The sequence below is a fragment of the Streptomyces marispadix genome (genome assembly GCF_022524345.1).
GTDB classification, from domain to species: domain Bacteria; phylum Actinomycetota; class Actinomycetes; order Streptomycetales; family Streptomycetaceae; genus Streptomyces; species Streptomyces marispadix.
Genome location: NZ_JAKWJU010000002.1, coordinates 514,014 through 536,592, shown reverse-complemented (window position 1 = coordinate 536,592; position 22,579 = coordinate 514,014). Strand labels below are relative to the sequence as shown.

21 protein-coding genes and 2 pseudogenes are annotated in these 22,579 nt (G+C 70.8%); 14 read left to right on the top strand and 9 right to left on the bottom strand.

Translation table 11 applies throughout. The annotated features are described in order from the left end of the window. The first annotated feature begins 53 nt into the window (after positions 1–53). From MMA15_RS02385 to MMA15_RS02330, 12 genes and pseudogenes are all read left to right on the top strand, one after another. Positions 54–1,430, top strand: coding sequence for an MFS transporter (locus tag MMA15_RS02385; protein ID WP_241057268.1), 1,377 nt, complete (start codon positions 54–56; stop codon positions 1,428–1,430). A 9-nt stretch (positions 1,431–1,439) separates the two neighbouring features. Continuing rightward, positions 1,440–2,801 carry a Pup--protein ligase gene (gene pafA, locus MMA15_RS02380; protein WP_169137720.1) on the top strand — a complete coding sequence of 454 codons (1,362 nt, stop codon included), beginning with the start codon at positions 1,440–1,442 and terminating at the stop codon, positions 2,799–2,801. 89 nt (positions 2,802–2,890) lie between these two features. Beyond that, positions 2,891–3,841, top strand: coding sequence for an FKBP-type peptidyl-prolyl cis-trans isomerase (locus MMA15_RS02375; RefSeq protein WP_241057267.1), 951 nt, complete (start codon positions 2,891–2,893; stop codon positions 3,839–3,841). Positions 3,842–3,897: 56 nt separating this feature from the next. Further along, complete coding sequence (locus tag MMA15_RS02370) at positions 3,898–4,272, top strand: FKBP-type peptidyl-prolyl cis-trans isomerase (RefSeq protein ID WP_241057266.1); 375 nt, start codon at positions 3,898–3,900, stop codon at positions 4,270–4,272. Positions 4,273–4,440: 168 nt separating this feature from the next. Continuing rightward, on the top strand, positions 4,441–5,415 hold the full coding sequence (locus MMA15_RS02365) for a helix-turn-helix transcriptional regulator (RefSeq protein ID WP_241057265.1): 975 nt from the start codon (positions 4,441–4,443) through the stop codon (positions 5,413–5,415). Between the two features lie 16 nt (positions 5,416–5,431). Further along, on the top strand, positions 5,432–6,394 hold the full coding sequence (locus MMA15_RS02360; protein ID WP_241057264.1) for a helix-turn-helix transcriptional regulator: 963 nt from the start codon (positions 5,432–5,434) through the stop codon (positions 6,392–6,394). A gap of 100 nt (positions 6,395–6,494) precedes the next feature. Further along, entirely contained in the window at positions 6,495–6,743 is a 249-nt protein-coding gene (locus tag MMA15_RS02355; RefSeq protein WP_241057263.1) for a hypothetical protein, read from the top strand. Between the two features lie 276 nt (positions 6,744–7,019). Further along, a complete protein-coding gene (gene tatA, locus MMA15_RS02350) occupies positions 7,020–7,307 on the top strand; it encodes a Sec-independent protein translocase subunit TatA (RefSeq protein ID WP_241057262.1) in 288 nt (95 codons plus the stop codon). 87 nt (positions 7,308–7,394) lie between these two features. Next, the gene (tatC, locus tag MMA15_RS02345) at positions 7,395–8,378 is read left to right on the top strand and encodes a twin-arginine translocase subunit TatC (RefSeq protein WP_241057261.1); all 984 of its coding nucleotides are present in this window, start codon (positions 7,395–7,397) and stop codon (positions 8,376–8,378) included. A 17-nt stretch (positions 8,379–8,395) separates the two neighbouring features. Then, positions 8,396–9,289 carry a diacylglycerol kinase gene (locus MMA15_RS02340; RefSeq protein WP_241057260.1) on the top strand — a complete coding sequence of 298 codons (894 nt, stop codon included), beginning with the start codon at positions 8,396–8,398 and terminating at the stop codon, positions 9,287–9,289. 46 nt (positions 9,290–9,335) lie between these two features. After that, a pseudogene (locus MMA15_RS02335) lies at positions 9,336–12,150 on the top strand (DEAD/DEAH box helicase). Positions 12,151–12,360: 210 nt separating this feature from the next. Continuing rightward, the gene (locus tag MMA15_RS02330; protein WP_241057259.1) at positions 12,361–13,590 is read left to right on the top strand and encodes a phosphatidylinositol-specific phospholipase C1-like protein; all 1,230 of its coding nucleotides are present in this window, start codon (positions 12,361–12,363) and stop codon (positions 13,588–13,590) included. On the opposite strand, the gene MMA15_RS02325 is transcribed toward MMA15_RS02330, so the two are convergent. The 4 genes from MMA15_RS02325 to MMA15_RS02310 all read right to left on the bottom strand — a co-directional run bounded on the left by MMA15_RS02325 (position 13,544) and on the right by MMA15_RS02310 (position 15,719). After that, positions 13,544–13,993 (bottom strand): hypothetical protein, encoded by a 450-nt coding sequence (locus MMA15_RS02325; RefSeq protein WP_241057258.1) that lies wholly within the window; start codon positions 13,991–13,993, stop codon positions 13,544–13,546. The genes MMA15_RS02330 and MMA15_RS02325 overlap by 47 nt on opposite strands. Before the next feature lie 220 nt (positions 13,994–14,213). After that, the gene (locus MMA15_RS02320; RefSeq protein WP_372498313.1) at positions 14,214–14,609 is read right to left on the bottom strand and encodes a DUF2267 domain-containing protein; all 396 of its coding nucleotides are present in this window, start codon (positions 14,607–14,609) and stop codon (positions 14,214–14,216) included. Between the two features lie 129 nt (positions 14,610–14,738). After that, positions 14,739–15,167: a DUF2267 domain-containing protein gene (locus MMA15_RS02315; RefSeq protein ID WP_277399992.1), complete on the bottom strand. Its 429-nt coding sequence runs from the start codon at positions 15,165–15,167 to the stop codon at positions 14,739–14,741. A 114-nt stretch (positions 15,168–15,281) separates the two neighbouring features. Beyond that, complete coding sequence (locus MMA15_RS02310; protein WP_241057256.1) at positions 15,282–15,719, bottom strand: Hsp20/alpha crystallin family protein; 438 nt, start codon at positions 15,717–15,719, stop codon at positions 15,282–15,284. Between the two features lie 127 nt (positions 15,720–15,846). Here MMA15_RS02310 and MMA15_RS02305 point away from each other — a divergent pair, with 127 nt between their 5' ends. Further along, entirely contained in the window at positions 15,847–16,503 is a 657-nt protein-coding gene (locus MMA15_RS02305) for a type III effector protein (RefSeq protein ID WP_241057255.1), read from the top strand. 106 nt (positions 16,504–16,609) lie between these two features. On the opposite strand, the pseudogene MMA15_RS02300 reads toward MMA15_RS02305, so the two are convergent. The 3 genes and pseudogenes from MMA15_RS02300 to MMA15_RS02290 all read right to left on the bottom strand — a co-directional run. Beyond that, a pseudogene (locus tag MMA15_RS02300) lies at positions 16,610–16,774 on the bottom strand (helix-turn-helix domain-containing protein); the annotation flags it as partial. A 92-nt stretch (positions 16,775–16,866) separates the two neighbouring features. Then, on the bottom strand, positions 16,867–17,712 hold the full coding sequence (locus MMA15_RS02295; protein WP_241057254.1) for a siderophore-interacting protein: 846 nt from the start codon (positions 17,710–17,712) through the stop codon (positions 16,867–16,869). Positions 17,713–17,882: 170 nt separating this feature from the next. Further along, entirely contained in the window at positions 17,883–18,797 is a 915-nt protein-coding gene (locus MMA15_RS02290) for a 5'-3' exonuclease (RefSeq protein ID WP_241062930.1), read from the bottom strand. Between the two features lie 325 nt (positions 18,798–19,122). Between MMA15_RS02290 and MMA15_RS02285 the strand changes: the two genes are divergently transcribed. After that, positions 19,123–19,893 (top strand): helical backbone metal receptor, encoded by a 771-nt coding sequence (locus MMA15_RS02285; RefSeq protein WP_241057253.1) that lies wholly within the window; start codon positions 19,123–19,125, stop codon positions 19,891–19,893. Here MMA15_RS02285 and MMA15_RS02280 read toward each other — a convergent pair. Both MMA15_RS02280 and eat read right to left on the bottom strand, forming a co-directional pair. Continuing rightward, on the bottom strand, positions 19,862–20,662 hold the full coding sequence (locus MMA15_RS02280) for a gamma-glutamyl-gamma-aminobutyrate hydrolase family protein (protein WP_241057252.1): 801 nt from the start codon (positions 20,660–20,662) through the stop codon (positions 19,862–19,864). The genes MMA15_RS02285 and MMA15_RS02280 overlap by 32 nt on opposite strands. A gap of 206 nt (positions 20,663–20,868) precedes the next feature. Beyond that, entirely contained in the window at positions 20,869–22,380 is a 1,512-nt protein-coding gene (eat, locus tag MMA15_RS02275; protein WP_241057251.1) for an ethanolamine permease, read from the bottom strand. Positions 22,381–22,579 lie beyond the last annotated feature (199 nt).

The window sequence follows — 22,579 nt, the reverse complement described above, 5'->3', positions numbered from 1 at the left end:
CGGTGCGCGGACCGAGGACGGCGCCCCGCGAGCGCCGGGAGGAGACGGAAGCCATGGCGACGGGCTATGCCGAACTGCTGCGTGCCCGCCATGCGATGCGCCTGCTCGCGGGCACGCTGACGGGACGGCTGCCCAATGCCACCGGCCCGCTGGCGATCGTGCTCTTCACCCGCGCCGAGGGCGGCAGTTACACGCTCGCGGGCGTGCTCTCCGCCGTCTACGGACTCGCGACCGCGGTGGGCCAGCCGCTGCTGGGGCGCCTCGTCGATCTGCGGGGGCAGCCTCGGGTGATGCTTCCCGCGGCGGTGCTCTCGGCTCTGGGCATGCTGCTGCTGACGGTCGCCGGTACGGGACGGGTGTGGGCCGCCGCGGCGGGCGTGCTCGTCGCGGGGATCTGCACACCGCCGCTCGAAGGCGGGCTGCGGGCGCTGTGGCCGAGCGTGCTCAAGGGCCCCGAGAAGGTGCACAGGGCGTACGCGCTCGACGCCGTGGCCCAGGAAGTCATGTTCGCCGTAGGGCCGTTGCTGGTCACGGTGTTCGTGGCGATGTGGAACGAGGCGGCCGCGCTGCTGCTGATCAACGCGCTCGGCGTCCTGGGTGCCCTCTCGGTCGTGGTCTCGCCGCCGTCGCGTGCCTGGCGGTCGGCTCCTCGCGAGCCCCACTGGCTGGGCGCGCTCCGCTCGCCGGGCCTGCTGGCGCTGCTGGGGACCTTCTTCTTCGTCGGGCTCGCGCTGGGCGCCGTGGCCGTCGCCTCCGTCAGCTATGCCGACGATCACGGCGAGGCCCTCATCTCCAGCTATCTGCTCTCCGCGCTGGGCTTCGGCGCGCTCGTCGGGGGCGTGGTCTACGGCGCGCGGCACTGGGCGGGCGCTCCCGAACGCCGGCTGATCTGGCTTGTTCTCGCCCTTGCCTTGGGTTACATGCCGCTCGTTCTCGTACCGGGGGTCGTCGCGATGACGGTCCTCGCCGGGATCTCGGGCGTCTTCCTCGCACCGGCACTGGCCTGCGCGTTCGTGGTGGTCGACCGGCACGCTCCCTCGGGTACGGTCACCGAGGCGTTCTCCTGGCTGGTGACGACGTTCGGTGTGGGTGCGGCCGCCGGTACGGGCGTAGTGGGTCCCGTCATCGAGCGCGGCGGGTCCTCCGCGGGCTTCGCCGTCGTCGGCGGTGGAGGGCTGGCCGCCTTTCTCGTGCTGCTGCTGACGGCACGGGCCCTGGCGGCGGCACCGGCGAGGGGCTTCCGCAGCGGTTCCGCCCCGGTCGCGGGCCCTGCTACGAGCGCCGCCGCAGGCACGGAGACGGGCACGGAATCAGGTCCTGGACGAGGCCCCGATGCGGGCCGCGGACCTGCGTCGGCGCCGGTCACCGAGGCGGAAAATGATCGCAACGGTGCACCCCAACCCGGTTTCAGAACCGGCCCCCAGGCGTAATGTTCAGTCATGGACCGCCGAATCTTCGGGCTTGAGAACGAGTACGGCGTCACGTGTACGTTCCGGGGTCAGCGCCGTCTGTCCCCCGACGAAGTGGCGCGGTACCTCTTCCGCCGTGTCGTGTCATGGGGCCGCAGCAGCAACGTCTTTCTGCGCAACGGGGCCCGCCTCTATCTGGACGTGGGGTCACACCCCGAGTACGCGACTCCCGAGTGCGACAACGTGACCGAGCTGGTCACCCATGACAAGTCCGGCGAACGCATCCTCGAGGGCCTCCTCGTCGATGCCGAACGGCGCCTGCACGAGGAAGGAATCGCAGGCGACGTCTTCCTCTTCAAGAACAACACCGACTCGGCGGGGAACTCCTACGGCTGCCACGAGAACTATCTCGTCGCACGGCACGGGGAGTTCTCGCGGCTGGCGGACGTGCTCATCCCCTTCCTCGTCACGCGGCAGCTCGTATGCGGTGCGGGGAAGGTCCTCCAGACGCCGCGAGGCGCCGTCTACTGCGTCAGCCAGCGCGCCGAGCACATCTGGGAAGGGGTCAGCTCGGCGACCACCCGCTCCCGCCCGATCATCAACACCCGCGACGAACCGCACGCGGACGCCGAGCGGTACCGCCGGCTCCACGTCATCGTGGGCGACTCCAACATGTCCGAGACGACGATGCTGCTGAAGGTCGGCGCCACCGACCTGGTGCTGCGCATGATCGAGGCGGGCACCGTCATGCGCGACCTGACCCTGGAGAACCCGATCCGGGCCATCCGCGAGGTCAGCCACGACATCACCGGGCAGCGCAAGGTGCGCCTAGCGAGCGGACGGGAGGCCTCCGCGCTGGAGGTGCAGCAGGAGTACTACGAGAAGGCGCTGGACTTCTGCGACCGCCGCGGCATCCGCACGGGCCGGGTGGAGCGCGTACTGGAGCTGTGGGGACGTTCGCTGGACGCGATCCGCACCCAGGAACTCGACAAGATCAACACGGAGATCGACTGGGTCATGAAGTACCAGTTGATCGAGCGCTACCGGAACAAGAACAACATCACGATGTCGCACCCGCGTATCGCGCAGATAGATCTCGCGTACCACGACATCCACCGCCGCCGCGGGCTGTACTACCTGCTGGAGCGCAACGGCCAAGCCGCCCGTATCTGCAACGACTTGAAGATCTTCGAGGGCAAGTCGGTGCCGCCGCAGACGACCCGTGCGCGACTGCGGGGCGACTTCATCAGGCGGGCGCAGGAGCAGCGCCGGGACTTCACCGTCGACTGGGTCCACCTCAAGCTCAACGATCAGGCACAGCGCACTGTGCTGTGCAAAGACCCGTTCCGGTCGGTCGACGAGCGGGTGGAGAAGCTCATCGCCGGAATGTAAGACGTGTCGATGCGGGGTCGGGATGTCCGGACGGGGCCGTAGGGTTGCCCCCGACCGTCCGGACATCCCTAGACCGCGAGTTGGACACAATGCTGCATACCCCCCGGGGAACGACCCCCCGCCCCAGGAACCGCTTCGCGCGCCGCCTCGTCGTGGCTCTCGCCGTACCCGCGCTGATCGCCACGGTCGCCGGCTGCGGAGGCGAGGACGAGAACGGTCAGCCCCCGCAGGTCACCGGTGCGACCGACAAGAAGCCCAAGGTGGCCAAGGGCAAGGGCAAGCCCCCGAAGGACCTGAAGGTGAAGGTCCTCAAGGAGGGCAAGGGGCAGAAGGTCAAGAAGGGCGACTCGCTCAACGCCAATTACCACGGGCAGCTGTGGAACGGTAAGGAATTCGACAGCAGTTGGAAGCGCGGTCAGCCCGCCACGTTCCAGATCGGCACCGGCAAGGTCATCAAGGGCTGGGACGAGGCCCTGGTGGGCAAGAGGCTCGGCAGTCGCGTCGAGATGGTCGTCCCCCCGTCGAAGGGCTACGGCAAGCAGGGCCAGCCGCCCACGATCCCGAAGAACTCGACCCTCGTCTTCGTCGTCGACCTTGAGAAGATCATGCCGAACAAGATCGACGGCAAGCCGGTGAAGGGCGACCACAACCCCGATCTGCCCAAGGTGAGCACCAAGGTCGAGGCGGACAAGGCGCCGGAGATCACCATGCCGAAGGGCAAGGACGAGGCCCCGGACAAGCTGCTCGACGAGACGATCATCGAGGGCGACGGCAAGAAGGTCACCGAGAAGAGCACCGTACTGACGCAGTTCTCGGCCAAGTTGTGGAAGGGCGGCAGGCAGCTCGACAACACCTGGGCCCAGGGCGGTCCCCAGGAGATCCCCGTGAACAAGATCCCCGGCTGGGCCGAGGCGCTGAAGGGCAAGAAGGCCGGCAGCCGTGTCGTGGTCTCGGTGCCCAAGAGCGAGTTCCCGAAGCAGCAGCGCAAGCAGTTCTCGTCGGGCGTGGTCTTCTCGGTGGACGTGCTGAGCGTCAAATGACCCCGCGTGACACACTGGCGCGGTTGTCCGAATGATTCGTTGCTAGGAGCCATTTCGTGAGCATCGACAAGCCCGAGGTCGACTTTCCCGAGGGCGCGCCGCCTGCCGATCTGGAGATCGTGGATCTCTGGGAGGGCGACGGGCCCGAGGCCAAGGCCGGCGACAACGTCTCCGTCCACTACGTGGGCGTCTCCTTCTCCAGCGGCGAGGAGTTCGACGCCAGCTGGAACCGGGGCAAGCCGCTCCAGTTCCAGCTCGGCGCCGGCCAGGTCATCCCCGGCTGGGACCGCGGTGTGCAGGGCATGAGGGTCGGCGGGCGCCGCCGGCTGACCATCCCCGCCCACCTCGCGTACGGGGAGCAGGGCGCGGGCGGCGGCCGCATCAAGCCGAACGAGACCCTGATCTTCGTCTGCGACCTGGTCTCCGTCTGAGCCGGGCCGCGACGCGGCTTCGACCGGAGGTCCCGCCCGAGGGCGGGGCCTCCGGTCTTGTTTTCGGGCGGTACGCCCTTGCTTTTGCGCGGAACCCCGCGAGCGGTACGGTCAATTGCCGAGAAGAGCACAGAGCAGTACGAGAAGTACGGGAGCGCGAGGGAGCCCATGGCGATTGCCAAGGCCGAGCGGCTGATGAATCTGGCGCTGTGCCTGCTGGGGACCCGGCGCCCGCTGACCAAGCGCGAGCTGCGTACCTCGATCGAGGCCTATCTGGAGGCCGGCAGCGACGAGGCCTTCAACAGGATGTTCGAGCGCGACAAGGACGATCTGCGTGAACTCGGCCTCGTGATCGACACGGTGGAGAGCCTGGACGGCGAGATCGGCTACCGGGCGCAGCGCGACAGCAACCGCCTCCCGCCCATCGCCCTCGACGCCGAGGAGGCCACGGCCCTCGGTCTCGCCGCACGCGTATGGCAGCAGGCACGCCTCGCCGGAGCCGCGAGCGGCGCCCTCCAGAAGCTGCACGCCGCGGGCGGCATGCCGCACAACGGCGAGGAGGACGGCGGTGCCGTCCCTTCCGTACCGCACAGCACGCTGGAGCCCCATATCCCCGCCCGCGAGGCGGCGTTCGAGCCTTTGATGCTCGCGTGCCGTGACCGCCGTCCTGTCGTCTTCGACTACCGCAAGTCCAACGCCGCCCGCCCGGAGCGCCGTCAGGTCGAGCCCTGGACGCTGGAGTGCTGGCGCGGCCACTGGTATCTCGCGGGCTTCGACCGCGACCGGCAGGCCGAGCGCGTCTTCCGCCTCTCGCGCATCACGGGTGCGGTGCGCTCCCGTGCCTCGGCGTTCACCGCTCCGGTTCCCGACCAGGTGACCGTGAGGGAGACCGTCGAGCGCTGGGCGGGGGAGAGCGCGTCGCGCACCGCACGCATCCGGCTGCGCGCCGGCGCCGGCTATCCGCTGCGCTCCCGGGCCAACGACGTACGCGAACTGCCCGACGGCTGGGACGAGTTGGAGATCCCGTACGGTCACGGCCTGGACGCCTGGCTGGTGGAGTTCGGGCCGGACGTCATCGTGCTGGAACCGGCCGAACTGCGGGCCGAAGTGGTGGACCGGCTGCGCGCCGTCGCCAAGGGCTGAGGGGGAGCACAGGACCGTGGCACCGAACGCCATCGACCAGACCCGGCGGATGCTGTCGCTGGTCACATATCTGCGTGAACGGCCCGGCGCGCGAATCGACGATGTGGCGCGCGCCTTCGGCATCACCGCCGACGAGCTGATCGCCGACCTGGACGTGCTGCCGATGTGCGGCACCAGCTTCCGCGGCGGCGACCTGCTGGAGATCGACACCGACGGCGAGCGCATCTGGTGGCGCAACGCCGACGCCCTCGGCAGCGACACCGCGCAGCCGCTGCGCCTGGCGTCCGACGAGGCGACCGCGCTGCTCGTCGCCGCCCGCGCGGTGGCGACCCTGCCGGGCCTGCGCGAGAGCGACCGGGACGCGCTGCGCCGGGCGACGGCCAAGCTGGAGGAGGCCGCGGGGGAGAGCGCGAGCGCCAGTTCGCGGCTGTCGGTGACCTTCGAGTCGGAGGGCGGCGTCTTCGCCGACGTGGACCGTGCCATCGCCGAGCGGCGGCGGCTGTGGCTGCGCTACTACTCCCCGGCGCGCGACGAGTTGACCGAGCGTGAGGTCGACCCGATCCGTCTCTTCGCCGTCGGCCACACGTATCTGGAGGGCTGGTGCCGGCTCTCGGAGGCCCGCCGTACCTTCCGGCTGGACAGGGTGGCCGCGATCCGGCTGCTGGACGAGCCCGCCGATCCGCCCGCGGTGGAGCTGCGCGATCTCAGCGAGGGGCTGGTGCAGCCCTCCGCCGACGATCCGGAGGTCGTCGTCGAGGTGGGGCCCGGTGGCCGCTGGGTCGCCGAGTACTACCCGTACGACAGCGCGGAGGAGCTGCCCGACGGAGGTCTTCGCGTGACCCTGCGTACCCCCGATCCGGCGTCGCTGCGGCGGCTGGCGCTCCGGCTGGGCCACGACGGCAGGATCGTCGCTCCGCGCGAACTCGCCGACAGCGCACGGGAGGCGGCGCGCACGGCGCTGGCGGCCTACGGGGAGTGAGCGCGGCGGGCATGCCCGCCGGCGGGATGACGGCGGGGGCGCGAAGGCAGGTGGCGCGAGGGCGGGCGGCGGTCCGCTCTTGTGCCACTAGGCTCGCCTCATGCTCTGGCCCATGTTCTTTCTCACGATCGCCTTCTGCGGAACCGCCGTGCTCGGGGTGCTGGCCGTCCGGGTCGGGCTGGAAGTGCGCCGTTTCGCGCGGGCCGTCGGTGACGGTTCCGAGCGGATCACCCGTGCCGCCGAGGACCTGGAGCGTGCCGCGGTGCCGCTGGCCGGGCGGGCCGGTGCCGCGGGAGAGGGCGGAGTCCACGGTGATGTGAGGCCCGCGGGCACTCGCGAACGTCCGTAGATGTACGTAAATGACCCTTTCTGTCCGGGGGTTGTGCGTGAGCATCCACGAGCGCGGGGTGCACGGACGCCCTGCCTGGCCCGTACCTTTGAGCGGTAAGCTGCGTAGTGCCGCGTCGCGGCAGCGGGGGGGCGAGCGCAACCTCTGGCCAGTACGGGCATTGCCCGAGGTTCACGGCACAGGGTTACGATCGCTGAAGCACTCGCTCGACGCAGCCCGTCCGATTCACACGGCAGGCAAGGACACACGCCGGCCCCGGCGAGAAGGTAGTGGCACATGATCGGCAACCTGAAGCCCCTGGAGATCGTTCTGATCGTCCTGGTCATCCTGCTGCTGTTCGGCGCCAAGAAGCTTCCGGACATGGCTCGTTCGCTGGGCAAGTCTGCCCGCATCCTCAAGAGCGAGGCCAAGCAGATGAAGAAGGACGGCGACGACGGGGAGACCGGCACCACCGCCGAGTCGCAGCAGGCGGCACCGAAGACGATCCAGGCCGCGCCAGGCGACGTCGCCAGCTCCCGGCCCGTCTCCGAGCCGAGCACCCAGAAGCAGCAGAACCAGTCCTGACCGTCGTGCGACTTCGCCGTACGGCCCCCGCAGGGGACGCACGGCACGACCGGTATTTCCGACACCTTTAGACAACGAGGACCTGGGTTGCTCAAGTCAGCCCGTAAAGAGGGCAAGAGGGAGAAGGACCCCGAGGGGCGGATGCCGCTCGCGGACCATTTGCGGGAGCTTCGCAACCGGCTGATGAAGGCGGTGCTGGCGATCCTCGTCGTCACCGTCGTGGCGATGATCTACTACAAGCCGATCGCCGGTTTCCTCACCGACCCGGTGCGTGAGTCCGTCGGCTGCACCGAGGGATTCGGGCGGGCCGCCGAGAACGGCGAGACCTGCGCCGAGATCACCATCAACGGCCTGATCGCCCCCTTCACGATCATGCTCAAGGTCGCACTGACCGTGGGCGTGGTCGCCGCGTCGCCCGTGTGGCTCCACCAGCTCTGGGCCTTCCTCGCCCCGGGGCTGCACAAGCACGAGAAGAAGTACGCTCGTGCCTTCGTCGGAGCAGGCGTGCCGCTCTTCCTCGGCGGCGCCTACCTCGCGTATCTGATACTGCCGAAGGCCGCCGCGACGCTGCTCGACTTCAGCCCCGACGGGACCGGAAACCTGATCCCGCTCGACGACTTCCTCGACATCGTCACCCGGCTCGTGATCGTCTTCGGGCTCGCCTTCGAACTGCCGCTGCTGCTGGTGATGCTCAACTTCACCGGGATCCTCAGCGGGCGCAGGCTGCTGAGCTGGTGGCGGGCGATGGTGCTGTGCATCACGATCTTCTCCGCCGTGGCCACACCCACCGGCGACCCCCTCACCATGGGGGCTCTCGCGGCGCCCATCGTGCTGCTCTACTTCGGCGCCGTCGCGGTCTGCCTCTTCAACGACCGCCGCCGCGCCCGCAGCGACCCGTACGCGGAACTCGACGACGACGAGGCCTCACAGATCGACGGGCCCGACGCCCTGGAGGAGAGCGAGACCGTCCCCGCGCCCCGCGCCCTTCCCGACGGCGAGGCGGCCGGACGGGACGGACAGGCGGGCCGGGAGATCCCGGAGGGACGGGACGGTTACGACGACGCGACCTGACCCGGTAGGGTCCGCGCGTGACCAGCGAGATCACCCTTTTCGTCAATCCCACCGCGGGCCGTGGCCGGGGCGCCGGCGCCGCACAGCCCGCCGCCGACGCACTGCGCCGGGCCGGGTTCGCCGTACGGACGGTCGTCGGCAACGACGCCGGCGACGCCCTCGTGAGAGCCCGTGAGGCCGTGCACGCGGGCACCGGAGCCCTGATCGCCGTCGGCGGCGACGGCATGTCGTCCCTGGCGTTGCAGGCGGTCGCCGGTACGGACACCCCGCTCGGCGTCGTGGCCGTGGGCACCGGCAACGACTTCGCCCGCGCCACGGGCCTGCCGGTGCGGCAGCCCGCCGAGGCCGGAAGGCTCGTCGCCGAGGCCCTGAAGGCCGGGCACGAGCGGCGCATCGACCTCGGCAGAGCCGGGGACCGCTGGTTCGGTTCGGTGCTCGCCTCCGGCTTCGACTCCCGCGTCAACGACCGCGGCAACCGGATGCGCTGGCCCTCGGGCAAGGCCAAGTACGACCTGGCGATCCTGGCCGAGCTGGCCGCGTTCAAGCCCATCCCGTACCGCATCACGCTCGACGACGGCGAACCGCTGGAGGTCGAGGCCACGCTGGTCGCCGTCGGCAACGGCCCCTCGTACGGCGGCGGCATGCGCATCTGCCACGGCGCCGACATGGACGACGGGCTCTTCGACGTGACGGTCGTGGGGGAGTGCAGCCGGGCCACGCTGCTGCGGGTCTTCCCCCGCGTCTACAAGGGCACCCATCTGTCCCATCCCGTCGTCACCACTCACCGTGCGCGCAGCGTGCGGCTGGAGGCGCCCGACGTGACGGGCTACGCGGACGGGGAGCCGCTGGGGCCGCTGCCGCTGACCGCGGGGGTCGAGCCGAGGGCGGTGCGGCTGCTCGTAGGCGGATGATGATCGTGAGTGGCTGTCGGAGGTGGCCGGTAGGCTCGTAGTCACGATGACCGAGGATCTGTCCCCCGCAGAGCGATACGCACTGGCGCGGCTGCGTGCCGCAGAGCAGGCCACCGCTCTCGCCCCGTTCCGTGACCTGTACGACTTCGATCTCGACGAGTTCCAGATCGAGGCGTGCAAAGCCCTCGAAGCCGGGAAGGGAGTGCTGGTCGCGGCGCCGACCGGCTCCGGCAAGACGATCGTCGGCGAGTTCGCCGTGCACCTGGCTCTCACGCAGGGCCGCAAGTGCTTCTACACGACGCCGATCAAGGCCCTCTCCAACCAGAAGTACAACGACCTGGTCAAGCGGCACGGCGCGGACCGCGTCGGCCTGCTCACGGGCGACAACAGCGTCAACGCGACGGCACCCGTCATCGTGATGACGACAGAGGTCCTGCGGAACATGCTCTACGCGGGCTCGCAGGCGCTCGACGGCCTCGGATACGTGGTCATGGACGAGGTGCACTACCTCTCCGACCGCTTCCGCGGCGCCGTCTGGGAAGAAGTGATCATCCACCTCCCGGAGTCGGTCACCCTCGTCTCGCTCTCGGCGACCGTCTCCAACGCCGAGGAGTTCGGCGACTGGCTCGACACGGTGCGCGGCGACACCGAGGTGATCGTCTCCGAGCACCGCCCGGTGCCGCTGTGGCAGCACGTACTCGCGGGCCGCCGTATGTACGACCTCTTCGAGGAGAAGGGCGAGAAGCGCGAGGTCAATCCGGACCTGGTGCGCATGGCCCGCATGGAGAACAGTCGGCTGACCGGGCCGCGCGACCGCCGGCTGGGGCAGCCCGCGCAGGGAGGCCGACCGCGAGCGTGAGCGGCGAAGGCGTTCCCGCGTATGGACGCCGGGCCGCCCGGAGGTCATCGACCGGCTGGACTCCGAGGGCCTGCTGCCCGCCATCACCTTCATCTTCAGCCGCGCGGGCTGCGAGGCGGCCGTCCAGCAGTGCCTCTACGCCGGGCTGCGGCTCAACGACAGCGCGGCGCGGGCCCGGGTGCGCGACATCGTCGAGGAGCGCACGGCCGACATCCCGGACACCGATCTGCACGTACTCGGGTACTTCGAGTGGCTGGAGGGCCTGGAGCGGGGCATCGCCGCGCACCACGCGGGCATGCTGCCGACCTTCAAGGAGGTCGTGGAGGAGCTCTTCGTACGCGGCCTGGTGAAGGCCGTCTTCGCCACGGAGACCCTGGCGCTCGGCATCAACATGCCTGCGCGCTCCGTGGTGTTGGAGAAGCTGGTCAAGTGGAACGGCGAGCAGCACGCGGACATCACGCCCGGCGAGTTCACCCAGCTCACCGGCCGGGCGGGGCGCCGCGGCATCGACATCGAGGGCCACGCCGTCGTGCTGTGGCAGCGCGGCATGGACCCGGGCGCCCTCGCGGGGCTGGCCGGTACGCGTACGTATCCGCTGCGTTCGTCCTTCAAGCCCTCGTACAACATGGCCGTGAACCTGGTCGGGCAGTTCGGGCGGCACACCTCGCGTGAGCTGCTGGAGACTTCCTTCGCCCAGTTCCAGGCCGACCGGTCCGTCGTCGGCATCTCCCGGCAGGTGCAGCGCAACGAGGAGGGCCTGGAGGGCTACCGCGAGTCCATGACGTGCCACCTCGGCGACTTCGAGGAGTACTCGCGGCTGCGCCGCCGGCTGAAGGACCGTGAGACCGAACTGGCCAAGCAGGGCGCACTTCAGCGCAGGGCGCAGGCCGCCGCAGCGCTGGAGAAGCTGAGGCCGGGCGACGTCATCCATGTGCCGACGGGCAAGTTCGCGGGGCTGGCGCTGGTGCTCGACCCCGGTACGGGCGGCGGTGGCGGACGTGGCCCGTCGCATCAGCGCGGCTGGCATCAGCACGACGGGCCGCGTCCGCTCGTGCTGACGGCCCAGCGGCAGGTGAAGCGGCTGGGCTCCATCGACTTCCCCGTACCGGTCGAGGCGCTTGAACGGATGCGCATTCCGCGGTCGTTCAACGCCCGCAGTCCCGAGTCGCGGCGCGACCTGGCGTCGGCACTGCGTACGAAGGCCGGGCACCATGCGCCGCCACGGCACCGCAAGGAGCGTTCCGCCGCGGCCGACGACGAGGAGATCGCGAAGCTGCGCGCGGACATCCGCCGCCACCCCTGCCACGGCTGCGACGAGCGGGAGAACCACGCACGCTGGGCGGAGCGATACCACAGGCTCAAGAGGGACACCCGTCAGCTCGAGCGCAAGATCGAGGGCCGTACGAACACCATCGCCCGCACCTTCGACCGGGTCTCGGCGGTGCTGACGGAGCTGGGCTATCTACGTGGCGACGAGGTCACGGAGGACGGCAGGCGACTGGCGCGGCTCTACGGGGAGCTGGACCTGCTGGCGAGCGAATGCCTTCGCGACGGCGTCTGGGAGGGGCTGCCGCCGTCCGAACTGGCCGCCTGCGTCTCGGCGTTGGTCTACGAGTCGCGTGCGGCCGACGATGCGCTGCCGCCGAAGCTCCCGGGAGGCGGCGCACGCGAAGCCCTGGAGGAGATGGTGCGGATCTGGGGCCGACTGGACGCCCTGGAGGAGGATCACCGCATCAGCCAGACCGAGGGCGTAGGCCAGCGCGAGCCCGATCTGGGCTTCGCCTGGGCCGCGTACCGCTGGGCCGAGGGCCACGGTCTGGACTCCGTGCTGCGCGACGCCGATATGCCCGCCGGTGACTTTGTGCGCTGGTGCAAGCAGTGCATCGACGTACTGGGGCAGATCGCCGTTGCCGCTCCCGCCGGGGGAGACGTGGCGAAGAACGCGCGCAGGGCCCTGGAGTCGATGCGGCGCGGCGTCGTGGAGTACACGAGCGTGGGGTGACCCGGTGACCCGGTGACCCGGTGACCCCGGGCGGTTCCCGGCCTGCGTCCAGGCTCGGGGTCCCAGGCTCGGGGTCCCAGGCTCGGGGTCCCAGGCCGGGAGTCCAAGTGCGGGGTCCGGTGAACTTCCTTGGCGCGGGCCGGTGTTGGCGCCGTGCGCCGCGCGGGCATGTACATCGCGCCTGATGTTCTCGTGCCGCGGGAGGCCGATGTGCGCACCACGTACGGATACACGTCCAGGCTCAGGTCCACGTTTGCGTCCGGCTCGGGGGCCGGGCGCCGTGCCGCACGGCGAATCCTCGCCGCCGGCGCCGCGCTCGCCGCCACGGTGACGCTCTCCTCGGCGGCGCCCGCCCCGCCGTCCGGTGAGGCGGCTGCCGGGACGGGCTCACTGCGCGTCACCCAGATCCAGGCGATGGCCACGCACAACAGCTATCACCGTGAAGCTCCGTTCGCCGAGCAGCAGTTGATGGCACAGCACGATCCGAGCTTCCGCACGTTGCTCTACAGCCATGCGTCGCTGCCCGTGCAGTTCTCCCTCCAGCAGGCACGCGGCATCGAACTGGACGTCTTCCCCGACCCCGACGGCGGCCTCTACGCCGACCCCCTGATCCGCAAGGAGGCCGGGCTTCCCCCGCTCACCGACCCTGAGTTGCGCGAGCCGGGCTTCAAGGTGCTGCACTGGGCCGACTTCGACTACCGCAGCAGTTGTGTCTCGCTCAGGCGCTGTCTGCGTCAGGTCAAGCAGTGGTCCGAGAGCCGCCCCGGTGGCGTGCCGGTGCCCGTACTGCTCGAACTGAAGGAGACCGACCCGGAGTTGGAGGCACGCGGCGGGGCGAAGAGTCCGCCCTGGGACACGAAGATGCTGGACGCGCTGGACGCGGAGATCCGCAGCGTCTTCCCGGACGAGGACACGATCACCGCCGACGACATCCGCAGGCCCGGACAGACCCTGGAGGAGTCGGTGCTCAGGCACGGCTGGCCGCGCCTGTCCGACGCTCGGGGCAAGGCGATGTTCCTGATGGACAACGACGACCGGCGGCTTCAGGACGCCTACCGTGCCGGAGGCCGGGAGAGCCTCCAGGGCAGGGTCCTGTTCACCGATTCCGAACCGGGCCGTCCCGACGCCGCGTTCATGAAGGTCAACGATCCGACCGGCTCCGGCAAGGCCGTCATCCGGGACCTGGTGCGCAAGGGGTACTTCGTCAGGACCCGCTCCGATGTGCCGCTCGATCAGGCGGAGAGCGGGGACGAGGGCATGCTGCGCGACGCTCTGTCCTCGGGTGCGCAGATGGTCTCCACCGACTTCCCCGTGCCCGGTCTCGCCGCGCGCTACGGGTCCGACTACGTGGCCGAACTCCCGCACGGCAGCGGCCCGGTGCGCTGCAATCCGGTCACGGCGCCACGGCCCGAGTGCCCACCGGGAGAGCTGGAGCGCTGAGCCGGGCGAGGCGGCCGCCCGCAAGGGCGGGCGGGAAGCGACCGGCAGCGGGCGGGAAATCCATTCGTGAGGCCACGGGGCCGCCGCGTAGCGTGATCCGGCCGATGGCGCCGCGAGCGTAATCGCAGGCGCGAACTGGGGGGCGAACATGGCCGGGCAGCAGGGCGGTTGGGCCGACGAGGGTTTCGGAGCCGTCGCCGAGCAGCGAGGGACAGGCGAGCACGGACACCTGGACGGGGCCCAGTTCCAGCAGGCGCAGCGTCGCGTCGAAGTCGTCGGCGTGGTCGGTACGGAGCTCGGTCGGCGCATGGCTGGCGAAGGCCAGTTGCCGCCATCCGTCGAACCGTTCCGCCGGGGGCAGTTCCGCGCCCCGGAACACCGTCTCGAACACCGTTCGCTCCACCCCCGTCTCCTTCGCGTGCTTGAGCGCGTCCGGTGCGTTCAGCGTGCCATGCGCCCGGCCCGGCACGTTCCGGAGCAGGCCGCGCGAGGTGCCGCGCTGCCGTCGGCCTGCCCCGGAATGCCGGGCTCCTGTCGTGCTGGGTCACCGGCGGCATTACGCTCGTCGAGGGCTCGTCGAGACCGCCTCACTCGGGCTCACTCGGGCACGGGCGCGGGCGCCGTCACGCCGCCTGGACGAGTTCGGCGCGGCCGAAGAGGATCGCGTAGCCGGAGGGAAGCCGCGCGAGTACGCGGTCGAGCAGCTCGGGGCCCGCCAGGTGAGCCACGACGCCCAGGACGGAACCGACATCCCAGCGGGTGGTGGCGAGCGTGCCGCCGGTGCGCACGGCCAGGTCCTTGACGAACGCCCACCCTGTCAGCCGGTCGGACTCGGGTGTCTGCGCGGTGAGGATCGCGGAGGCCTCGCGGGGGAGGCGGGCGGCGAGTTCCGCCCTCTCCTGTCCGGCGAGCCGGCGACCGAGTGCGGCCAGAACGTCGCGGAGCGTCTCCTCAGCCCGCTCCCAGGTGGGGTAGGCGCCGTCGTAGCGCACGCGCTCCAGCATCTGCGCGTACGACATGGCGGGCGTGACGGTGGTGGTCGGCGTGACAGTCGTCGAGTGTCCCGACGAGTACGGCATGGGCGGGCTGCACCTTTCTCGTTTCTCGTTGTGGGATGGGCTGGTGTCGGTCGGCCGGTGGCAGCGCGGTCACCGGTTCTGCGGCCTGTGTTCGTGGGACGTGGTGTCCTGGGGGCGGCCGAAGAGCAGGTCGTAGCCCGGGGGCAGTTGGAGCAGGATACGGCGGGTCAGCTCTTCGCCTGCCGCGTCGGCGGCCACGCTGAGCACGGCGCCCACGTCCCAGGCCGCCGTCTGCTCGGTGGCTCCCTCGATCCACGCCGCAGTGGCCCGCACGAACCGCTCGGCGGAGAGCGGTTCGGCCGCCTGAAGAGGGTTGAGCAGGATCAGCGCGAAGGTCTCCGGGAGCCGGGCGGCCAGCTCGGCCCGTACATCGCCGACCAAGTGCGCCCCCAGCAGGGCAAGTACGGTGCGCGCCGCCCGGTCGGCCTCGGCATGGGTCGGGTACTCGCCGCGTTCCTGCACCTGCTCAAGGAACGCCTCCCACCGTACGGCCACCATGACTGCCCCGTTCCTCCTTCCGGCTCGTCAGCGGAGGGCGCAGCGGCGGAGGGCGGGAGTCGCGGAGGGAGGGGAGAGCAGCCCGCCCTGCGCCGCTGCCGGTGAGGCCGTGCCTCAGGCCCGGATCTCCTTGCGTCCCGGGGACGCGCCGATGGCGATCTTGCGCGGCTTGGCACGCTCGGTGATCGGGACTCTCACCGTGAGGACTCCCGCGTCGTAGTCGGCGCTGATGTGCTCGGTGTCCAGCGTGTCGGCCAGCACCAGCTGGCGTGAGAAGACACCCAGCGGCCGCTCGGAGAGTTCCACCTGTGTCTCGTCGGTCTTGCTGAGGGGACGGCGCTCGGCCTGGACCGTCAGCATGTTCCGCTCGACGTTGACGTCGATGGCATCCGGGTCGACGCCGGGCAGATCGAGGGCGATGACGTATTCATCGCCCTCGCGGTAGGCGTCCATCGGCATCGACGCGGGGCGCGACCAGGTGCCGGATGTGCTGCCGAAGAACTGCTGGGCGAGCCGGTCGAGTTCACGGAAGGGATCGGTGCGCATCAGCATCGTGAAAACACCTCCACTCCAGGTAATCCATGCCCATGCGCTGGTACCTGCCTCTCTTGTAACATGTCATCGAAACGATGACAAGCAAGCTCGTCATCCGACGGTTGACGATGCGGAAGGTGATCGCATGGCCGCACAGGATCAGGCATCGACCTCCTCGCCCAGCTCCTTCCTCGCCGCCAGAGCAGCGCTGGAGACCATCGAGGAAGCCGTCCGCACCGCTCAGACCCGGCGGCGCGAGGAGGAGCCAGGCCCCGACGCCAGCTCCGAGCAGGCTCTGGCCGCCCTCCTGCTTCTGCGCGAACTGCGCGATCAGCTCGCCGGCTGGGAACCCAGGCTGATCGAAACGGCCCGTGAGGCCGGCGCCAGTTGGGCCGAACTCGCCCACCCGCTCGGCGTCGCGAGCCGCCAGGCCGCCGAACGCCGCTATCTGCGGCTGCGCCCCGGGGCCCCCGGGGCCAACGGTGAAGAGCGCATCCGGGCCGTCCGCGATCGCCGCGCGGCCGATCGCACCGTCACCACCTGGGCCCGCGGCAACGCCGCCGATCTCCGCCGGCTCGCCGGGCAGGTCACCGCACTCACCGACCTGCCCGCCAAGGTCCGGACTCCCCTCGCGCAAGCTCTCGGCAGCAGCGACCCCGCCGCGCTCCTCGGGCCGTTGAACGGCGCCCGTCGCTACCTCACCGGCAGCCACGACGACCTGGCCACGCAGGTCGACGCCCTCACCCGCCACACCGACGCGCTCCGGCAGGCCAGTGGCGAGGAGCGTCGTACGGCCACCTGACGCCCGGCGGTCCCGCGGCGGGCCTGACCCGCGCGGGTCCCGAAACAGACCGGAGGTCAACAGCCCTGCCGCCGGGCTATGTTCAGCTCAGAGCCGTGCCTACGCCAACCCCCGCCTCGCCTTCAGCGGCGAACCTGCGGACCCATTTGTAGGCGGTGGTTCGCGAGATGCCCATCTCGGCCGCGACGTGCGCGACAGGACGGCCGGATCCGACTCGTTCAACCAGCAGCCGCCGACCGATCACGGTCAAACGGGCATTACGGTGGTACACGAAGGCCTCCCTGCGGTGCAGTCCTTAGACAGCTCCACCACAGCGGAGGCCTTCGCTGTGATCAAGACTCCGAGCGTCAACAACGCTCGTGATCAATACAGACTGGCGGTCTCCTGCTCCGCCTCCACCTGTGCCTTCCACTCCTTCTTCGACGCCTGCCAGCCGTCCTCGTCATGTCCGAGCCGCCAGTAGCCCGATACGGACAACTGACCGCGCTCCAGGCCGCGTTCGAGACGCAGATGACGGCGGAGTTCCTTGACGAACCCCGCCTCGCCGTGCACGAACGCCTGCGGCGTACCAGGCGGGAACTCCAGCGCCCGTACGGCCTCCGCCAGCTTCTGCCCGACACGGGCCGCACCTCGGTGCAGCCACACCACGCCCGCCGTGTCCGGCAGGCTCAGCTTCTGCTCCTCCTGGGGGCCCTCGACCTCGATCAACGCCTTCACATGAGCGTCCGCGGGCATCGCTTCGAGGGCCGCCGCGATGGCCGGAAGGGCGCTCTCGTCGCCCGCGAGGAGATGCCAGTCGGCGTCCGGGTCGGGGGCGTAGGCACCACCGGGGCCGAGGAAGCGGACCTCGTCGCCGGGCCGGGCGGCGCGTGCCCATGGACCGGCCACTCCTTCGTCGCCGTGTACGACGAAGTCGAGGGTCAGCTCCCGTGCGGACGGGGCCCATGAACGCACCGTGTACGTACGGGTGATGGGCCATTGGTCGCGCGGGAAGTCGGCACGGATGCGCGTGATGTCGAAGGGCTCGGGATACTCCACGCCCGGCACGGGGAAGAGCAGCTTGACGTAGTGGTCCGTGTACTCGCCCGCGTCGAAGTCCGCCAGCCCGGCACCTCCGAGTACGACGCGCACCATATGGGGCGTGAGCTGCTCGGTGCGGACCACTTGTGCGTGGTGGACCTGGTTCTTGCGGGCCGTGCGGTCTGCCACGTGAATCTCCAGGGGCGGCGCGGAAGCGGGGGAGACGGAGCCGGAACGCAGGGGCCGCCCGGTCGACGGACCGGCGAGGCTCCGTGGTTAGGCTTGCCTAAGTTCTCCAAACGTACCACTTCACAGCGGGGAAGCCTCCTTGCAGCCCACGGTCGGCGCACCGGCCCGGCTCAGCCCTCCCGTTCCGCCAGTACGTTCAGCAGCCGCTCCAGGGAGCCGCCGAGGCCCCATCGCTCCGCGAGCGAAACCAGGGCCTGAGGGTCCCGGGGCCGTGTCGGCAGCGACGCGTCGAACTGCGGGAGGGCGACATCGTCGGCCACCTTCACCACCTTCGGCGCCACGGCCAGATAGTCCCGGGCCTCCGCCAGGCGCTTGCGCTGTGCCGGTGTGATCCCCGACCCGGGGTCGGCCGCGGCGGCGACGATCCCAGCCAGGTCGCCGTAGCGCTCCAGCAGCTTCGCCGCCGTCTTCTCGCCGATGCCCTGTACTCCGGGCAGTCCGTCGCTGGGGTCGCCGCGCAGCAGGGCCAGATCGGCGTAACCCCCGCCGTCCACGCCGTACTTGGCACGCAGCGCCGAGCCGTCGTAGACGTCGAGATTTCCCACGCCCTTGACGGGATAGAGCACCCGCACGCCCCGCTCGTCGTCGATGAGCTGGAACAGGTCGCGGTCGCCGGTGACGATGTCGACCGGAGTGGCGGCGCGGGCCGTGAGGGTGCCGATGATGTCGTCCGCCTCGTAACCGGCGGCGCCGACGCGGGCGATGCCGATGGCGTCGAGGACCTCGTCGATCACGGGCACCTGCGGGCTGAGGGTGTCCGGGATCACCTCGGCGTCCGGGCCGGCGTCCACCTCCTCGGCCACGCGGTGCGCCTTGTACGAGGGGATGAGATCGACGCGCCACTGGGGGCGCCAGTCGAAGTCCATGCAGGCCACCAGCGAGCCCGGATGACGGCCGGCGACCAGGCGCGCGATGAAGTCGAGCAGCCCGCGCACGGCGTTGACCGGGGTGCCGTCGGGCGCCCTCACGGAGTCCGGAACGCCGAAGTAGGCACGGAAGTAGAGGGACGAGGTGTCCAGGAGCATCAGGCGTCGCGCCGTCGTCGTAGTCACGGTCCCGATGATGCCGTACGGGTCCGACAGCGCGCCCCGGACGCCAGGCCGCGCCCGTCCTCGCCGCTGGGGCCGCCGTGGCCGCGTTCGCTCCCGGTGTGCTGCCGCCCCGGATCTCCCCGCCGGCTGCGCATGGCGCAAATTGGCCCTGCCCCATCGGCCGATACATGCCTACGCTCTTCTTCGTACGAGGAACGCGCCCTCCGGCCGCCGGAATCGAGGCGGGCGACCACCGGGAGGCGGGCCGCCGTACGGGGGAGCGGCACCTTGGGCCGCACGGGGGGCGTACGGTGCCGGTATGGCGCACTCGAGTACCGGCACCGTGCGACGCGTCGTCTCCCTCGTCCCCTCGCTCACCGAGGCGCTGGCCGCCACCGAACCGGAGTTGCTGGCCGGTGCCACCGACTGGTGCAGCCATCCTCCGGGGCTGGACGTCGCCCGCGTACGAGGCACCAAGAACCCCGATGTCGAGCGCGTCGTCTCCCTCGCCCCGGACCTCGTCGTGGCGAACGAGGAGGAGAACCGGGAGGCGGATCTCGCCGCCCTGCGCGCCGCCGGGCTGGACGTCCTCGTCACCGAAGTACGCACGCTGGAGCAGGCGTTCGCCGAACTCGACCGGATGCTGACCTCGGGCTGCGGCCTCGCGCGTCCCGCCTGGCTGGACGAGGCGGAGGCCGCCTGGCGAGGGGCGCGGGCGGAGTTCGACGTGCGGGCGGTGATCCCGGTCTGGCGCAGGCCGTGGATGGTGCTCGGCCGGGACACCTTCGCGGGCGCCCTGCTGGCACATCTCGGGGTGCACAACGTCTACGGGCGGCACGCCGAGCGCTATCCACGCGTCCCCATCGACGAGTTGAACCGGCGCGGGCTCGCCGATCTGGTCGTACTCCCGGACGAGCCCTACCGCTTCACCGGCGTCGACGGCCCGGAGGCGTTCCCGGAGCTGCCCTCCGCGCTGGTCGACGGCCGCTCCCTGACCTGGTACGGGCCGTCGCTCATCGAGGCGCCGAAAGCCCTGACGGCGGCGCTGGGCTCAGCGCTCAGCCGGCCGCGGGTGCCGTACGCGCCGTAGGGGACTCAGGGGGCTCACCGGATTCCGGGGGTGCGGGAGATCCCGGCGACGCGTTCTCCGGTCGCCCGGCCTCCCGCCCGCGCTCCCGAGCGGCCTCCACCAGGGCACGCATGACGCGCACGTCCTGCCCCTCCTCGGGATGCCACTGCACGGCGAGGACGAACGGGTGCGTCCCGTCGGGTAGTTCGAGCGCCTCGACGGTGCCGTCCTCCGCGTGCGCGCCCGCCACAAGCCCCTCGCCGAGCCGCGCCACCGCCTGATGGTGGTACGTCGGCACGGACACCGCCTCGGGCAGCACCCGTGACAGCAGCGTCCCGGCCACGGGCCGCACCGGGTGCTCCCCGAAGACTCCCGGGGTGCCGCGGTGGCCCTCCAGATGCTGTACGAGGGTGCCGCCGAGCAGCACATTGAGGATCTGCATGCCGCGGCAGATGCCCAGCAGCGGCACGCCCTGGTCCAACGCGGCCCTGCACAGGGCGAGTTCCCAGGCGTCCCGCGCGGGGTCGGAGGGGCCGCAGTCCGGTTCGCGCCGTGCCCCGTAGCGCGCGGGGTCGACGTCGGGCCCGCCGGAGACCACCAGCCCGTCCAGCCTGCTCACGATCCGCCGTGCCTGCTCGTCCTCGCCGGGCGGCAGCAGCAGCGCACAGCCGCCCGCCCGCTGCACCAGGCGGTGGTATCCGGCGGGCAGCACCGCGGCCTGGTGCTGCCACACTCCCCAGCGGACGTCGGTCTCCATGTAGGTGCTGACGCCGATGAGCGGGGTCTGCATGAAGGTGGCCTCCGGCAGCGGTCTCGTCGTCGGTCTTCGGCGGCTTGACGCGGGCCCGGGGGCCGGGGGCGGCCGTACGCCGCTGCCTCGGTCCCCGGTGGTCCCGGTCGCGCTGTGCTCCGCGTGCTCCAGCCTACGGGCGTATCACGCCACGTTTCGTACGTACCTCGTCTGATCCTGTATGTACGAACACGATCCTGTACGTACTAGGAGCCCGGACGGGGAGCCGGAGCAGGAGCGGGGTCGTCATCGGAGCCGCGGTCCAGCTCCGCCTCGGCGGCGGCGAGCGCCGCGAACTCCTCCTCGGGGGCGGCGGCCACCAGGCGGTGGCGGCTGTAGAGGGCGAAGTAGGCGACGGCGACGACATAGAGCACCAGGGCGATCCCGGCCGCCGCCGGGTCGACCAGGAACGTGGCGACGACCGCCGAGCAGGCCAGCACGAACGCCACCGAGGACGTGACGAGTCCGCCCGGGGTGCGGTAGGGGCGCGGCAGTTCCGGCTCACGGCGGCGCAGCACGATGTGCGAGAGCGCCATCAGCACGTAGCTGATGGCGGCGCCGAAGACGGCGATGTTGAGCATCCGCGCGCCGTCCCCGGTGTACGCCGCGAGCGAGAAGCCGATCACGCCCGGCACCAGCAGCCCCAGATACGGGGCCTTGCGGCGGCTCGTCAGCGACAGGAAGCGAGGCAGATAGCCCGCACGGGAGAGCGCGAAGAGCTGCCGTGACCCGGCGTAGATGAGCGAGAAGAAGGAGGCCACCAGGCCCGCGAGGCCCGCGTAGTTGACGATTCTGCTCAGCGTCGTCGCCTCGCCGCCCGTGGCGGCCTGGAGCGCCGCGACAAGCGGGTTGTCGGCGTCCTTGATGGCGTCCGAACCGGCCGCTCCCGCCGCGGGGATCAGCGTGAGCACGGCCAGCAGCACGAGGATGCCGATGGAGAGGGCCAGTGCCTTCGGCATGGCACGTACGGGGTCGCGGGCCTCCTCGGCCGCCAGCGGCACGCCCTCGACGCCGAGGAAGAACCACATGCCGAACGGGAACGCCGCCCAGATGCCCAGCAGTCCCAGCGGCAGCCATGAACTGGAGCCGAACGCGTCGCCGTCGACCGCGACGTCGTTGAGCGAACCGCCCCCGAAGTGGGTGAACGCCCCCACGCAGAAGACCAGCAGCGCCGCGACGGCGATCCCGGTGACGACGAAGCTGAAGCGCAACGCCTCGCCCACGCCCCACAGATGGATGCCGATGAAGAGCGCGAAGCAGACCAGATACACCGGCCAGCCCGCGTGGATGCCGAAGAGACCGAGCGATTCGACGTAACCGCCGATGAAGACGGCGATGGCCGCGGGCGCCAGGACGTATTCGATGAGGATGGCCGTCCCGGTCAGGAAGCCGCCCCAAGTGCCCAGCGCGCGGCGGGCGAAGCCGTAGCCGCCGCCCGCGGTCGGCAGGATCGAGGACAGCTCCGCGAGGGAGAAGACCAGGCAGGTGTACATCGCGCCCATGAGCACGGTGGCTATCGCCAGGCCGCCGAATCCGCCCTCGGCGAGGCCGAAGTTCCAGCCCGCGTAGTCGCCGGAGACGACGTAGGCGACGCCCAGGCCGGTCAGCAGCAGCCAGCCCGCGCTGCCGCGCCGGAGCGAACGGGCCTGGAGATATGCCTCCGCGCTCTCCGGGCCCGAATCGGGGGACGGGTGCGAGGACTTGGTTCCATCGGCCATGACCGCTCCTACCCTCGGCATTGGTGTGGAGACATACCTTTGCGCCGAGGTGGGGCGCAGCGCAACCCCCCGTGCGTTACGTGGTGGTTACTTCGGCTGCCGAACGCGTCGTCCGGGCGCCCCAGGGAGCGGGCCGTGGCAGCGCCTGGGCCGGGCCGCTCCCGGGTCGTGGCGGCTCCCTGGCCGGGCGCGGCTCCCG